The sequence below is a fragment of the Rhodanobacter sp. Root627 genome (assembly GCF_001427835.1).
GTDB lineage: Bacteria > Pseudomonadota > Gammaproteobacteria > Xanthomonadales > Rhodanobacteraceae > Rhodanobacter > Rhodanobacter ginsenosidimutans.
Genome location: NZ_LMGW01000001.1, coordinates 733473 through 747449, shown reverse-complemented (window position 1 = coordinate 747449; position 13977 = coordinate 733473). Strand labels below are relative to the sequence as shown.

At 59.9% G+C, this 13977-nt stretch carries 17 protein-coding genes; 14 read left to right on the top strand and 3 right to left on the bottom strand.

Annotated features, from left to right (window positions below; genetic code table 11):
• Positions 1 to 61: 61 nt before the first annotated feature.
• The 5 genes from ASD68_RS03590 (at position 62) to ASD68_RS03575 (ending at position 2778) form a co-directional block, all read left to right on the top strand.
• Complete coding sequence (locus ASD68_RS03590; protein ID WP_056603467.1) at positions 62 to 841, top strand: succinate dehydrogenase iron-sulfur subunit; 780 nt, start codon at positions 62 to 64, stop codon at positions 839 to 841.
• A gap of 108 nt (positions 842 to 949) precedes the next feature.
• Positions 950 to 1177 carry a ribbon-helix-helix protein, CopG family gene (locus tag ASD68_RS16485; protein ID WP_156458325.1) on the top strand — a complete coding sequence of 76 codons (228 nt, stop codon included), beginning with the start codon at positions 950 to 952 and terminating at the stop codon, positions 1175 to 1177.
• Complete coding sequence (locus tag ASD68_RS03585; protein ID WP_156458324.1) at positions 1161 to 1946, top strand: hypothetical protein; 786 nt, start codon at positions 1161 to 1163, stop codon at positions 1944 to 1946. Before ASD68_RS16485 ends, ASD68_RS03585 begins: the two co-directional genes overlap by 17 nt.
• Positions 1947 to 2029: 83 nt before the next feature.
• A complete protein-coding gene (locus tag ASD68_RS03580) occupies positions 2030 to 2383 on the top strand; it encodes a response regulator transcription factor (protein ID WP_056603462.1) in 354 nt (117 codons plus the stop codon).
• Positions 2384 to 2460: 77 nt separating this feature from the next.
• Positions 2461 to 2778, top strand: a complete 318-nt coding sequence (locus ASD68_RS03575) for a DUF167 family protein (protein WP_056605121.1) — start codon at positions 2461 to 2463, stop codon at positions 2776 to 2778.
• Between the two features lie 476 nt (positions 2779 to 3254).
• Here the strand turns inward: ASD68_RS03575 and fabF are convergent, their stop codons facing one another.
• The 3 genes from fabF to ASD68_RS03560 all read right to left on the bottom strand — a co-directional run bounded on the left by fabF (position 3255) and on the right by ASD68_RS03560 (position 6422).
• Positions 3255 to 4487 carry a beta-ketoacyl-ACP synthase II gene (gene fabF / locus ASD68_RS03570; protein ID WP_056605118.1) on the bottom strand — a complete coding sequence of 411 codons (1233 nt, stop codon included), beginning with the start codon at positions 4485 to 4487 and terminating at the stop codon, positions 3255 to 3257.
• A 466-nt stretch (positions 4488 to 4953) separates the two neighbouring features.
• Positions 4954 to 5262 (bottom strand): hypothetical protein, encoded by a 309-nt coding sequence (locus ASD68_RS03565; RefSeq protein WP_056603459.1) that lies wholly within the window; start codon positions 5260 to 5262, stop codon positions 4954 to 4956.
• Positions 5259 to 6422 carry a site-specific integrase gene (locus tag ASD68_RS03560; RefSeq protein WP_056603456.1) on the bottom strand — a complete coding sequence of 388 codons (1164 nt, stop codon included), beginning with the start codon at positions 6420 to 6422 and terminating at the stop codon, positions 5259 to 5261. Before ASD68_RS03560 ends, ASD68_RS03565 begins: the two co-directional genes overlap by 4 nt.
• Positions 6423 to 6591: 169 nt before the next feature.
• On the opposite strand from ASD68_RS03560, the gene ASD68_RS03555 reads away from it, so the two are divergent.
• From ASD68_RS03555 to ASD68_RS03520, 9 genes are all read left to right on the top strand, one after another.
• A complete protein-coding gene (locus tag ASD68_RS03555; RefSeq protein ID WP_056603452.1) occupies positions 6592 to 7590 on the top strand; it encodes a DNA-binding protein in 999 nt (332 codons plus the stop codon).
• Between the two features lie 395 nt (positions 7591 to 7985).
• Positions 7986 to 8633, top strand: coding sequence for a hypothetical protein (locus ASD68_RS03550; protein WP_156458323.1), 648 nt, complete (start codon positions 7986 to 7988; stop codon positions 8631 to 8633).
• A complete protein-coding gene (locus tag ASD68_RS03545) occupies positions 8630 to 8857 on the top strand; it encodes a hypothetical protein (RefSeq protein WP_056603446.1) in 228 nt (75 codons plus the stop codon). The genes ASD68_RS03550 and ASD68_RS03545 overlap by 4 nt, the downstream gene beginning before the upstream one ends.
• 86 nt (positions 8858 to 8943) lie before the next feature.
• Complete coding sequence (locus ASD68_RS03540; RefSeq protein ID WP_056603443.1) at positions 8944 to 9372, top strand: hypothetical protein; 429 nt, start codon at positions 8944 to 8946, stop codon at positions 9370 to 9372.
• Between the two features lie 21 nt (positions 9373 to 9393).
• Positions 9394 to 9957: a hypothetical protein gene (locus ASD68_RS17205; protein WP_056603440.1), complete on the top strand. Its 564-nt coding sequence runs from the start codon at positions 9394 to 9396 to the stop codon at positions 9955 to 9957.
• Positions 9958 to 9962: 5 nt separating this feature from the next.
• Complete coding sequence (locus tag ASD68_RS03530; RefSeq protein ID WP_056603437.1) at positions 9963 to 11690, top strand: Ig-like domain-containing protein; 1728 nt, start codon at positions 9963 to 9965, stop codon at positions 11688 to 11690.
• Positions 11691 to 11833: 143 nt separating this feature from the next.
• Positions 11834 to 13036, top strand: coding sequence for a hypothetical protein (locus ASD68_RS16480; protein ID WP_162247403.1), 1203 nt, complete (start codon positions 11834 to 11836; stop codon positions 13034 to 13036).
• Between the two features lie 6 nt (positions 13037 to 13042).
• Positions 13043 to 13438: an Ig-like domain-containing protein gene (locus ASD68_RS03525; protein ID WP_056603434.1), complete on the top strand. Its 396-nt coding sequence runs from the start codon at positions 13043 to 13045 to the stop codon at positions 13436 to 13438.
• Position 13439: 1 nt separating this feature from the next.
• Positions 13440 to 13688 carry a hypothetical protein gene (locus ASD68_RS03520; RefSeq protein ID WP_056603431.1) on the top strand — a complete coding sequence of 83 codons (249 nt, stop codon included), beginning with the start codon at positions 13440 to 13442 and terminating at the stop codon, positions 13686 to 13688.
• The last annotated feature ends 289 nt before the right edge of the window (positions 13689 to 13977 follow it).

The window sequence follows — 13977 nt, the reverse complement described above, 5'->3', positions numbered from 1 at the left end:
TAGGCGGCTTTTTCGGCCTTGATCGGACATCACGCGCATCGAATCATTGAAGGTTGACGACATGGCTGAATTCACTCTACCGAAGAACTCCAGGATCCAGCCGGGCCGCCACTACCCGGCCAAGGATGCGAAGAAGCCACGTACCTTCCGCATCTATCGCTGGTCGCCGGATGACGGGCAGAACCCGCGCATCGACACCTACGAGGTCGACCTGGCCGCGTGCGGTCCGATGGTTCTGGACGCGCTGCTGAAGATCAAGAACGAGATTGATCCCACGCTCACCCTGCGCCGTTCCTGCCGCGAGGGCATTTGCGGCTCGTGCGCGATGAACATCGACGGCACCAACACGTTGGCCTGCACCCGCGCGATCAGCGAGTGCGCCTCCGGTGACGTGAAGATCTACCCGCTGCCGCACATGCCGGTGGTGAAGGATCTGGTCCCGGACCTGACCCATTTCTACGCACAGTTCGCGTCGATCAAGCCATGGATCCGCACGCAGAGCCCGGCGCCAAATCGCGAGCGGCTGCAGTCGCCGGAGGAGCGCAAGAAGCTCGACGGCCTGTACGAGTGCATCCTGTGCGCGTGCTGCTCGACCAGCTGTCCCAGCTATTGGTGGAACGGTGACAAGTACCTCGGTCCGGCGATCCTGCTGCAGGCCTATCGCTGGATCGTCGACTCGCGCGACGAAGCCACCGGCGAGCGCCTGGACGACCTGGAAGACCCGTTCAAGTTGTACCGCTGCCACACCATCATGAACTGCACGCGCACCTGCCCGAAAGGTTTGAACCCGGCCAAGGCCATTGCGGAGATCAAGAAGTTGATGGTGGAGCGACACACATGAAATGGGGAAGCCCTTAGCTTGCGGCGGTTGAGAAAACGCCGCACAAGAAAATTCTGATAGCTGTTTCAACCTTGGAAGTTGCTTCCAGTGAAAATAGGTTCCAAACCAATGCCCATTGAAAATCGCACTGCCCGGCTGACCATTTTGATCGACCCGCGCAAGAAGGCGGTTTTTGAACGCTTGTGCGCGGGAGAAGATGCTACGTCCTCACAGGTCGTACGCCGGCTGATCCGGGAATACATCGAACGCAAGTTGGGACGTCCATGGCATGCGGAGGAGGACCCAGTCGAAACGGCAGCACCGACGCCCGGAAGCACTCATGCCCGCGCACGCTAACGACCTCCCATCGTCGGCTGCCTCGCTCGCTGGCAAAGCTCACCCGTTGACGATGGCCGGACTTGCCCCGGAACACGTGGCCTTCCTGGGGGAGTGTGTGGCCAAAAATGTGTACGTGCACGTGTTGTGCTGGTCCGAGACCCCCGCTGCATGGTCAATTCTCTCCGAAGCGGCAGCGGCCACGCACATTGAACGCAGCGGTTTGTCGATACCCCATCCCGCCACGGTTCCAATGTGGGTGCAACGTGTGGCGCCTCAATTGAGTGAAATGCTCGGACGAGAATGGGATGAGGATGTTGCCGAGAGCACCTTGGCCACTATAGTCCAGCGCCTGCCAGTGCGATTTGCCATGGCCGTGGTGGACCATGAACCTGGCGAACGCCAGGGTGCCGATGGCGCGCGTTATCGCTCGTTGTTCTCCGGCTGCCTGACCGCCTATGAGGCGTATCTCAAGGCCTCCGGTCAGCGTTCCGTTCGGATCATGGTCGCGCCCAGCGAAGGGGATGCGAAAAATGACCTGCGGTTGACCGTCTATGGCGATTTGCTGCGTCACCTGGATAGAACCGAACCAAGGGATACGCCCGAACTGGTTTTCTGGCCCGAGGGCACGCCATCGTTGCCCATGGAAGTCGCTCAGTTGGCCGCAGCGGCGGTAAGTCGGCATCTGCAGGAGCCGACGCAGGTCAATCCTTTATTCGAGACCGTTCGCGCCCACTTGGCACCACCCTCGCACTTTCACGCCTTAGGTGGAAGAACGGGACGGCGCTGATTGCCTGCTCGAACGCGGTGGCCATGATGAAATCTGTCGATCGGCTCCGACGATCACACACACGATAGCCAAAGGACCGTGGTATGCGCATATTGATCGTCGACGACGATGCCGCTTTTCGCCATTCACTTAAAAGCGATCTGACTCAGATGGGTCACGAAGTGTCCGCTGCTGGGGGCCTGGAATCAGCCCTTGATGCGATGTTGCAGACAGCCTTCCGAGCGGCGATCGTCGATGCCCATCTTTCTTATGGCGAAACGCGGCGCCTCATCACTGCTTTGCAGTCGTGTGGAACGTCCGTGCTGCTGCTCGCCGAGCAAGACACGACGACGGGTTTGGCTCGCCCCACCGATTGTGTGCATGTTTTCACGCTGATGAAACCGGTGGGCGTTGTGGAATTGGAGCGCAGCCTCTATCGCTTGTTGGACGGCTGCTAGACGCGTGTTCAGCGCCTCCCTTACCGCCGCAATCTCCTTCCGTACACCTTGAGAGAATCGTTGCCATAGTGCTCATGATGAAACCAAGTAACGCAGTAGACGGACCTTTTTTCTGGTGGGAGGGAAACACGCTGGTCGTCAACATTCTTGGCAAGCCAAGTGCGAGCTGCGATGCCATCGGCAAACCCAAAGGCTCCCAACTCAAGGTCAGTGTGACGGCTGCTCCGCGCGCAGGACGCGCGACCGATCACATGGTGCGCTTCCTGGCCGGCGAATTTGGCGTCCCGCGCTCAGCTATCGAGGTCGTGTTCGGACGTATGAACGTCAACAAACAGTTGCGCATCAAAGAACCCCAGAAGCTCCCGCCCGTGTTTCCGACGGGAGATGCCTTTTGACTAGCTGGATGCCACGCCAAGGTCGCTTGCGTGTCACTGGCTCTGCCGGTCGGCTTCATACGCCATCGATAGCATCGTTAGGTTGACAAGCTGGAGATACAACGCACCTATATGGACGTCTGAACAACTGGAACAAATCGCCACAACTCGGTTGAGTCAAGCTTGGTGCGCCGAAGAAGGGGCCGTGCCAAACGGCGTAGGCGATATTCCTCTCGACCGACGTAACCCGCGGCGATGGCGACCATCAGTGCGAGGAGATACCAAGTGATCAACCGTGAGCTAGCGGCTCGCGACTGACTCGTAAAACCCTCGTCCTACTGACAGTCATGCGCCACGTTGACTGTCTGCACCGAGTTGCTGTGTGCGGTACGTCGCGCACCGCTTCGCATCACAAACGGCGCCATGGCAGGCAGAGCCAGCAGATTAATCAGTACATCGGTGATGTGCAATCGCCCGCACGCCAAGCCCGGAAGGTTTTAAACGCGCCGAAACACGAGCGAGCCATTGGTGCCACCAAAGCCGAAATTGTTTTTCATCGCCACGTCGATCTTCAACTGCCGCGCCGTGTTGGCGCAGTAGTCCAGATCGCACTCGGGATCCTGCTCGAAAATGTTGATGGTGGGGGGCGACACCTGATGATGCACGGCAAGAACGGTCAGTACCGACTCCAGTCCGCCGGCACCACCTAGCAGGTGTCCGGTCATGGATTTGGTGGAATTGACCACCACTTTGCGCGCTGCATCGCCAAGAGCCAGTTTGATGGCCACGGTTTCGTTCTTGTCCCCCAGTTGCGTGGAAGTGCCATGTGCATTGATGTATTGAATCTCATCCGGATTGACACCGGCGTCGTGCAAGGCCTTGACCATGGAACGTCTCGGACCATCGGTGTTGGGCGCCGTCATGTGGTAAGCGTCGCCACTCATGCCGAAGCCGGCCAGTTCCGCATAAATTTTGGCGCCGCGGGCCTTGGCATGCACATATTCTTCCAGCACCAGCACACCGGCACCTTCACCGAGCACGAAACCATCCCGCCCCTTGTCCCAAGGGCGGCATGCCGTCGCGGGATCATCGTTGCGCGTAGAAAGCGCCTTGGCTGAAGCAAAGCCGCCCAACGCCAACGGAGACACGGTCGATTCTGCACCACCGCAAACCATCACGTCCGCATCGCCGTAAGCGATGGTTCTAGCGCCGATGCCAATGGCATGCAGACCGCTGGTGCAAGCTGCCACCACAGCGTAGTTGGGGCCTTGCAGACCAAACATGATCGACAGGTTCCCGGAAATCATGTTGATGATGGTGCCTGGAATAAAGAACGGCGAAATTTTGCGCGGCCCACCGTCCCTATAGGTTGTGTGTGTCTCCTCGATCAACGGCAGTCCACCAATACCTGCGCCGATATTGACCCCCATACGGTCAGCGTTTTCCGGGGTCACTTGCAGGCCAGAGTCATTGAACGCCTCCATACCCGCCACCATGCCGTAATGGATGAAAGTATCCAGGCGGCGTGCATCTTTGGCGGAAAGATACTGAGTGACGTCGAAATTCTTTACTTCCCCGGCGATCTGAGAGGCGAAGGCGGAAGCATCGAAGCGGGTGATCTTGGTGATACCGGATTTTCCAGCGACGATATTGCTCCATGTCTCGCCGACACCGATGCCGACCGGAGATACCGCGCCCAAGCCAGTTATGACAACTCTGCGTTTAGTCAAGATGATTCCGTAGTAAGGATTGAGGCCGAAAATTGCTTGAATGCACTGGAAGATCACCAGCTCGCTGTGGCTCAGCGAACAGCTGGGAGGGAAATGGGGCTTCTGACGGACGCAAGAATTGGAAAAAAGAAGGCTCATGTGCAGAACATGCTGGGTAGCACCTCGAAGTTGTATGCAACTTCTTCTTCGAGCACATTCGACCAATATCCGATAACGCCACGCAGTTGGGTTATCCGCAGCAAGCCTTCTTCTTCTGCTGGATCGGCGAGCACAGCACGTTGCTTTAAGAGCAGAACACGCGGCAATCTCCAAACTTGGGCCGCCTCAGTTTACCGCAGCCAGCGCAGTCGCATAGAAACACCAGCATGGCATTGTGAACATCCTCTCGGTGACACGACCACCTTGGTTGGGCAGGTCAACGTGCTTTCGAGTGCGCTCGTCGGAGCAAACTGGATAAGCGATGCGGCTACACCTTCAAATAGTCATCGCAGGCAACGATGAGTTGGCCAATGTCGGGGGAGCCAACATCTGGACGCCGCGCCAAGATGGCGCGCAGTTCCGCAATCTGCGTGTTGTCTGGAATCAATTCGGATGGGCTTTCCCACATCCAGTCGATCACGATCGACGAAAGCCGCGTGGCGGGCAACGTAGCGACTTCATGTCGTGTCGGGACATACATTCCCGCACGGATAACCGGGCTATTCAAGCCGTGGCTTTCCCGCGCTGCTCTGAACGCACTGTCCGGCATGCCAAAGCGATCGTCGGGGTCAGTCATGGCACGTCTCCTTGGGATACCGATGCCTCGATGCGTGGTTTCGTGGTGCTGGCATGGCGTGCATCCTCCTCTGCATGAATGTAGATCGACGTCGTGCCGATGGAACTGTGGCGCAGGTTCTGCTGGATGTGATGGATCGGTGTGCCATCCTCGGCCTGGTGCGTGGCGGCCGTATGCCGCAGCCAATGTGTCGATGCCCGCCGTACTCGCGTAGCTTTGGCACCGTCCTTTTCTTGCAGGCTATCGGCCACGCGTCGAAAGGCGTCCTTGACGATCTGGTAGACCGCCGTGGGCGTCAGCGGGGAAGACCGTCCGGCGATACCCAGAATGGTCGGTGCCTTGCCGTCCACCGTAGGTACCCCTGACAGTCCATAAAAACACCGATAACGTGCGAAATCCTCCATGAGACCATCGCTCAATGGGATCGTGCCCTCGACGCCGCCTTTGCCCACGGTGTGCAGCCACCACCGTCCACGGATGTGTTGAAAATCACGTTCGCCAGCGGCCGCCGCTTCGGCGGCCCGCAGTGCGGTTTCATAAAGGAAGCGAAGGATCCAGCGGACGCGCTCGTAGCGCTGCCTTTCCCGCATGGTGTCCTGCGGCCAGCTGTCGACGATGCGCAACACCTCTTCCCAGAGGGCACGGTCCAGGTAGCGTTCGATCGTGCGTCGGGAGCCACGGCGCGCCCGTCGTCGCTGCAGCACAAACGGGCTGCCCGCGAGATAGCCGGCACGCACGAGGTAATTGAACAGTCCCGCCAGAATGCCCAAGGCCTGGCGACGGCTGCGCTCGGCCAAGGGACCGACGAAAAGGCGTCGATGCGCACCACGACGCGCCAGGCCGTCGTCGCACCAGGTGGCAGGCGGATGTGCAAGGAAGGCTTCGTAGGCGATCACGTCCTCGCGGGTGAGGCTCGACACCGGCTTGCCCCGTACTTGCGTGGCCCAGAGCAACAACCGCTCGACTTCCTTGCGGTAACTGCGGAAGGTGTGTGGCGAGTCGTGATATTCCGCCAACCATAAGCCGATCGCCGCCACGTCGTCATTGGCCGCAATCTGCCGTGCCACGCTGACCGGTGCCCGGTTGGTGCCGACGCACCCCGACAGGGCGGGCGGCAGGGCTTGGGGCAACGCCAAAAGACTCACTATCAACTCAGTCATGCTTTCCCATGTCCGACACCACGGAAAATGCAGGGTATCGCCAAAAGACTTTCGATTATAGGAGTTATCGTAAATTTCAAAGTTTAATCGTTACATATATAACGTAATACTGTAATATACAGCGTTATCGTTCTTTGAAATTGACCTTTCGAGCGACTGGAACTGCCCCATGAGCCGCGTCAGCGATACCCGTCAACGTACCCGTGAGGCCGCCGCCCAGCTCGTTGCCGGCGCAAAGCGGCCGCACGAAATCACCGTCGATCAGATCTATGCCGTCATCCAGCAGGGCAGCCGAACCACCATCAACGATGAGTTGAAGTTGTGGAAGGACGAGCGAACGAAGGTCGACGCACTCGGTGTCGATTTGCCACCGGCGGTGGCCGACGCCATGCGCTCGCTGTGGGTCGCCGCCGTCGAGCAAGGGGAGCGAACCTTTGCCGAACAGCGTGAGGCACAGGAAGCGGAACTGAGTTCGATCCAGCGGGAACGCGACGAAGCCAGGGCGTCGTGCGACGCCGCGATCGCCGACGGACAACAGCGGGCGCAGCGGATGGCACAACTCGGCGCGCAGTTGGCCGAACTGCAGCAGCAGCTGGTCAGTGAGAGTGCAACTAAAAACGATGCCCTTGGCCAGGTCCACGCGTTGCAGCAGGAAATAGCTAGTCTGCGTACCGAAGCCACGCGTCAGCAGGAAGCAGCGGTCACTACCCAGGAGAAACAGGCCAACGAATTTCAGGTTCGTCTTGCCGAGCGTGACCTGGCCTTCCAGACCGAACTCGGTACCGCTACCCAGCGACTGGAAGTGGCGCAGGACCGTATGCTCCGGCAGATCGACGAAGCACGCGAAGGACAACGTCACGCCGAAAGGGCGCTGGCCAAGGCTCAGCGGCGACATGAAGAGCAGCAAACGGAGCTTACCGAATTGCGTTTGCGCTACCGCGAGCAGCTTCAAAAGCTCGAACAACAACGTGTACAGATCGAAGCTTTCACGACCGAACAGCAGACTTTGACGCGGCAAGTGCTGTCGAACCGCGGGCAAATCGACGGGATGGAACTGGCTTTGCAGTTGCTGGCTGCGAAGGCCTCAGGGACAAAGAAAAGTACCGACGATACGCGTAAATCTACCCAGCGGAAGAGACGTGTGGACTCCAAGAAGAGCAGTGGCTAAGAGGCTCCGGGAGTTGTTCAGCGTAAGTCACCAGTTCCGCAGGATCTTCTATTACTTGCGTTAATACAGCTACTTAGATTCATTCCTGCGAAAATTTCCGGAATCCCGGCCATACCTCGGACACGGGAAACTGAGCCGGGGGCCGGTCGGCAGGAACACCCCTTCCCCGTCAAACCCGCTTCTGAGATCTCACAAGGCGTGCCAATGGTGGTCATGAACGGGTGCAGCGGCCTCCGTGGCGGCGAAGCCGCCACGGAGTCGGCTGCACCGGGGCTTGTCTATCTCAAGAACAAAGGTTCTCAGAACAGGCAAAACCGCGCCAGATCGCGGCTTGCGGCGAGGTGGTCGGCATGAGCCGGTTTCGGATCAACGGGCCGCTTCGGCGGGTCAAGCACATGCGTAAGACCATCGATTACTCGATCACTCACCTGCATTTCGAGTCCAGCATGGAAGCGAGCGAGCGCGGGCGCCGCTACTACCGGGCGTCGTTCCTGACGCTGACCTATCGCAACGGCGACGATTGGCAGCCTGGTCACATCGGCGACTTCACACGGGCGCTTCGCCGCTGGTTCCTGAAGCACGGCGAGACGCTGCGCATGGGTTGGGTGGCTGAGACGCAAAAGCGTGGGGCAATTCACTACCACGCGGTGCTGTTCGTGCCTCGGCATCTGCGCCTGCCCTGCCCGGATCGTTGCGGCTGGTGGCCGCACGGTATGTCGAAGATCGAGACCGCGCGTAACCCGGTGGGCTACCTGACCAAGTACGCCAGCAAGACAGGGGAGCATGAGGCGGCGAGCTTTCCGCACGGTGCGCGCATGCATGGGGTGTGCGGTCTGTCGTTGCAGCGTCGACGGTGGCGGCGCTTCACGGTGGCTGCTCGGTGGCTGCGGGACGCGTTTTCGGCGCAGTTGGACGACTTCTCGCGCTTCGACATGGTGAAAGTCGCCGGGGGCTACGTGGATCGAAGTACAGGGGTGTTGGTGCGATCGCCGTGGACGGTGCAGATCGATGATCTTGGCGCAGCCTGGGCGGTGGCCGCATGAGCACGCTGGGGGAGTTTTTCGATGATGGTGATTGGTCGATGGGTGGTGCGGCCGATCCTGAGGCGGCGGCTTGCATGGGCTTCTCTGAGGCGGAAGTGACGCAGGCGGCGGTCTATGCGTATCAGGCGGTCACTGAGCCGGGGATCGTGGCGTCGCGTGAGAAGCGGTTGGCCGTGTTCTTCGATGCCTTCCGCGATGGGGTGTTGAGCTACTTGGACGATTGAAAAGGCGAGGCCCCCGGACGCTGGCGAGCTGAGCGGGGGCCTCTTGGTACAACGAACCGGGGCCGAAGCCCCAAAGGAATGTTCGCATGAAAACCGATTTCGCGGCGCAATGCCGTTTCTTCACCGGCGAGGATGCTTGCCGGATCGCGTTGAAGGCGTACTACGCGGCCGCGCGCGATCTTGATCCGCCTCCTGGTGAACCGTGGGAAGTGGACGGCGTGCCCTACGCTACCGCGTCAGACTTCGCCGACGCCTTCAATGATCAGATGCGGGCGCGCTTGGCGTTGCTCGCTTTGGATCGCCTCGGCGAGTTTGTGGCGCCCTCTCATCTGTGGGATCCGGTCGTTCTTGCCGGGCGCATTGAGCCTGAGAAAATGGCGCCGATAATCTCGAAACTTGAGACTGATAACCGCAAAGATGATGCGGATTTTTCGGGCCAGAAAATGCACGGTTTGCCGCCCGATGATAATGCCGTGCATAATCAGGTTTCTTCACGGGTCGAGAGCAATGGCTAATCTGACTGAAGCCTATACATTATGCGAAATTACGGATTCCGCGTCAGCGACATCGACAGCACCACGCTGTCGATCGTGCTCGCCTCGCTGCCGACGGACGGTGCCCTGCAGGTCGACAGCGGCACCACCTGGGTTGCCGTCACGATTGGCCAGACGATGACGGCGGACGACATCGCCGCCGGCCATCTGCGTTTCGTACCCGCCGCCAACACCTCGGGCTACGCAAGCTTCGACTACCGTGCTTTCGATGGCGAACTGGGCAGCGACACCGCCAGCATGTTCATCGACATCATCCCGGTGGCCGACGCACCCACGCTGTCGTTCATCGATACGCATGGCGGCCAACACGAGCTGTTCCGCACCGGCTGGGAAAACGTGGCCGACCGGGACAACAGCTCCACGCTGGTCAGCAGCGGCACGCTGGCTGGAATGGCTTCGAGGTGTGGTCCGACCGGGATCACATGGTCAACGCCAACGACTCCGCCCGCACGGTGCACGCGGCGGAAGGCGATGGCAAAAACTGGTTGGAGCTCAATGATGCACGCGGCCTGGGCCACCAGACCCTCGGCATCGAACGCCGTGTGACGACCATGGCCGGAAGCAGCTACACGTTGAGCCTGGACTATGCCGGTCGCATGGGCTACAGCGCGGACTACACCGCCATCGGCATCTATGTGGATGGTGTGTTGCTGGCCAACTATGCCAACACCAGCTCATCCACAGCTCTGGACTGGCACACGTTGAGCTTCAATTTCATCGGTACCGGCGGTGCGCAAACCATCCGCATCATCAGCACGGCAACGCGGCATGACAGCGAAGGCCGCGGCGCGATGATCGACAACATTGCACTTGCCGAGTCGCAGCCCGCCAATACCGGGCTGGAAGACACCGCGATTGCGCTTTCGGCGATCCAGGCAGGCTTGACCGACACCGACGGTTCCGAAGTCCTGAGCGTGGTGATCGACGCCCTGCCCGTCGGCGCCACCTTGAGCGATGGCACGCACAGCTTCACTGCCACCGCGACTACCACCCGGGTCGACGTCACCCACTGGAACCTGGGCACGCTCACTCTGTTGCCACCCACCAACTTCAATGGCCAGATCAACCTGGGCGTTGAAGCCACCAGCACCGAAAGCGCCAATGGCAGCACGGCCAGCACCACGGCCACGCTGGCGGTCACGGTGATCCCGGTCAACGATGCCCCGGTGGCCCAGGACGACCGCGTCACCGTACGCACCTTCAAGACGGTGGTCATCGATGTGCTGGCCAACGACAGCGATGCGGATAGCACCGACCTGACCAGCGTGCTGGTCGATGGACCACGACATGGCTGGTTGAGTCGCAACAGCGACGGCACCTACAGCTACACCGCCGCTTGCGGCTATGTCGGCACCGACAGCTTCAGCTATCGCACCAGCGACGGCCAGCTCAGCTCCACGCTGGCGACGGTCACCATCACCGTCACCGCCGAGCATCCGCCGGTAGCCATCGACGACACGGTTACAACGGCGGAGGACACGGCGGTCAGAATCGACGTATTGTCCAACGACACCGATGTCGACGGCGACACGCTGGAAGCCTTCGTCGCCTGCGGCCCGCAACATGGTCGCCTGTGCCGCAATGACGACGGCACCTGGACCTACCTGGCCGATGCCAACTGGTCCGGCACCGACCACTTCACCTACCGCACCTGGGATGATTTGACCGGTTCCAACCTGGCGATGGTCACCATCAACGTGACCCCGGCAAACGATGCGCCAACAGCACGCAACGCGAGCTTCAACGTAGACAGCAACGGCACCGTGCGGATCGACTTCGACCGGCTGGTCGCCGACGTCGATGGCAACGCGTTGACCTTGTCGCTAGCCAATCCGGCCCATGGCACGCTCAACCGCAACAGCGACGGCAGCTATACCTACCGCCCAGCCACCGGCTACACCGGTACCGACGCGTTCACCTACTCCGTAAACGACGGCCTCCTGAGCACCACAGCCACCATCTCCCTCAATGTCGGCAACCAATACGACCATGGCTGCGGCTATCAGGCGAGTGTGGTGGTGCAATCGGGGGCACAGATCTTCAATCAGGGGAGCGGCGGTTATGGCTACATTGTGGTAAATCGTGGTGCTTCATCGCCGCGGACTGACGCCGCGCGCACTCCAAAACTGGAACTCGATTGGAGCACTGAGGCGGAGGCAAGCGCCCATGGCACGGAGCAAGCCGGTGGTAACTGGTGGAATGGTTTGTTTGATGAACCTCCGGTCACTCTGGACGATTTGGCGAGGCAGTCCGGCTTGACGGTCAAGAAGCCGCACTAATTGTTGTGACCCTTGATCGGGTTCAATCCCACCAAGGGTCATAGTGTGATCAGCGCTTTTCTGATAGCCGAAAAACCTCTATGACATGCAAGCCTTGCTGGATTCTCTCAGCGTTATTGCTCCTCGCCCTGGGAGGTCACTTTTTGCGTAGTGCCGTCGACAATGGACGCGAGCAAACGTGCCATGCCCCTCTTGGCGGTGTCGGTCCAACGCTGATCGTGGGTCTGCCATCCATTGTCAGCATAAGCGCAAGTGGCGGTGGCATCGTGGGTTTTGCAATCGACAACGATGGCGGCGCATGGGCGTGGCGGGCACTCGGGTCATGTAAACAGGTGCCGCCGACGAAATTCATTCCTGATAGACATGTTGCGTCAGCTCGAGCGCTGACTTCGGGGATAGTCCAGCAGATCGTTCTATCCGACGATGGCCATGTATGGGAAAGCGTTCCCAATGGCTTGAACAAGTTCAACCAACTCGGCACGGTTCAAACTGGCGAACTAGAAATTCCCGGCTTGCACGACATCAAGGCTGTTGCTGCTGGAGCAGATCATTCCCTGGCATTGCAAGCCAGCGGCATTGTATGGGCCTGGGGCGCCAACGACTGCGGACAGAGCGGCCAACCAACGTCAATGTCCGGCACATCACCGATTTTGCCGATTCAGCAATTGCGCGACGTTATCGCCATCGGTGCAGGATTCCGACACAGCCTCGCCCTGAAACGAGACGGTACGGTATGGCAATGGGGCAGTCTCTCCAGCGCGGAATTCGAGGCGAGTGATGTTCTCACCCCGGCCTATGGTTTCCGGTATTGCTCTGCGAATGGACAACCAGCAGCGTTCCAGACGTCGGCTTCTCCACAAACCAGCCCTGCGCAGGTCACTGGTCTGCCCTCGACGGTGGCACTGGCCACTTATTACAATCACAACCTGGCCCTTGGCAGGGACGGAGAGGTGTGGGGTTGGGGAGTCGATGACTGTGGTCAGACAGGACCGTTCGATCAGCGGGCGTCGAAAGCCAGCGCGCCTATCAATGGTCCAACGAAGATCGTGGGATTGGACCATGTCATTGCCATCGCTACCGGGAGGCGCCATTCGCTTGCCTTGAAGTCCGATGGGTCGGTATGGGCATGGGGCGACAACGAGAGAGGACAAATCACCCAACAGCCGGCTTCGATGGAGTTTGACGACCGTTGCCTGGAACAGGCTCGCGCTCCGCTGAGTGCACCTCATTCCGCGAGGCCGATTCGTGTGGAGGGGTTACCCCCTATCAAGGCGATCACGGCTGGCGGCTATTTCAGTGCTGCGCTGGATTATCAGGGACACGTTTGGTTCTGGGGACGCATGTAGAAGCCCTTGGCTCCAAAGAAGCTCAAGCCATCGCACGACGCGTCAGCTTATCGATCGCTGCTGCCGCCAGCCAACTTCTTCGGTCCGATCACCCTGAACGTCGAATCCACGGCCACCGAGGCCGCCAAAGGCGACACGGCCACGACGGCGACACCACTCACGGTTACCGTGCTGGCGGTCGATGACGCGCCCGTTGCACAGGACGACAGTGCCACCGTACGTACGCTCAAGACGGTGGTGATCGATGTATTGGCCAACGACACCGATGCCGACCATGATGCGCTGCAAGCCTTCGTTTACGCCGGACCACAGCACGGCCGCCTATGCCGCAACGACGACGGCACCTGGACTTATCCGGCGTGTCGACCGCCAACTGTTTGGCCGTTGCGCGCGGCAGGGTGACTTGGGCACCACTGAAGCAGTGGTCAGCATTGACGACAAACTGTTCCAGCAATTCGCACCCTCCACCGCACGCTGGTTGATGCGAACCTTGATACGAAAGCAGCACGAGAGCGACCGTTGGCTGCGCACGTGGGTTGCTTACGTGCAGGATCGTGCGGAGCACCATTACCGCCGGCGGCGCACCGACACCATGAAACGGGATGGTGAATGGATCCGTGCGTTGGGATTCGTCGGCAAAACGCGGAAGTAAGGCTGTTGAGCTTGTATTCGAGAGCCCGGCGCTCGAACAGTCTATCCCTGCGCTCACTCGCAAACATGGGACCCACTCCCAGTCAGGCAGATTCAGAGTAACGCCGCATCACAAAAGCACCTCGCAATGCGATGCGTTGCGGACCAAGCAAGGCGAAGGCCAGTCTCCACGCCAAACAAATCTCTGCCACGCTGCCGGCCAGGCCGCGCGGCCCGCTGGGCTCGGGTTGTCGACGCACTTCTGGCGGCAATAGAGCGATAAAAAGGAGTGCAGGCAAAGGCCGCTGCGA

Bases quoted from the DNA above. Each gene is read 5' to 3' on its own strand.
- ASD68_RS03590 (WP_056603467.1), top strand. From the start codon at position 62: ATGGCTGAATTCACTCTACCGAAGAACTCCAGGATCCAGCCGGGCCGC.
- ASD68_RS16485 (WP_156458325.1), top strand. From the start codon at position 950: ATGCCCATTGAAAATCGCACTGCCCGGCTGACCATTTTGATCGACCCG.
- ASD68_RS03585 (WP_156458324.1), top strand. From the start codon at position 1,161: ATGCCCGCGCACGCTAACGACCTCCCATCGTCGGCTGCCTCGCTCGCT.
- ASD68_RS03580 (WP_056603462.1), top strand. From the start codon at position 2,030: ATGCGCATATTGATCGTCGACGACGATGCCGCTTTTCGCCATTCACTT.
- ASD68_RS03575 (WP_056605121.1), top strand. From the start codon at position 2,461: ATGAAACCAAGTAACGCAGTAGACGGACCTTTTTTCTGGTGGGAGGGA.
- ASD68_RS03565 (WP_056603459.1), bottom strand. From the start codon at position 5,262: ATGACTGACCCCGACGATCGCTTTGGCATGCCGGACAGTGCGTTCAGA.
- ASD68_RS03560 (WP_056603456.1), bottom strand. From the start codon at position 6,422: ATGACTGAGTTGATAGTGAGTCTTTTGGCGTTGCCCCAAGCCCTGCCG.
- ASD68_RS03555 (WP_056603452.1), top strand. From the start codon at position 6,592: ATGAGCCGCGTCAGCGATACCCGTCAACGTACCCGTGAGGCCGCCGCC.
- ASD68_RS03550 (WP_156458323.1), top strand. From the start codon at position 7,986: ATGCGTAAGACCATCGATTACTCGATCACTCACCTGCATTTCGAGTCC.
- ASD68_RS03545 (WP_056603446.1), top strand. From the start codon at position 8,630: ATGAGCACGCTGGGGGAGTTTTTCGATGATGGTGATTGGTCGATGGGT.
- ASD68_RS03540 (WP_056603443.1), top strand. From the start codon at position 8,944: ATGAAAACCGATTTCGCGGCGCAATGCCGTTTCTTCACCGGCGAGGAT.
- ASD68_RS17205 (WP_056603440.1), top strand. From the start codon at position 9,394: ATGCGAAATTACGGATTCCGCGTCAGCGACATCGACAGCACCACGCTG.
- ASD68_RS03530 (WP_056603437.1), top strand. From the start codon at position 9,963: ATGGCCGGAAGCAGCTACACGTTGAGCCTGGACTATGCCGGTCGCATG.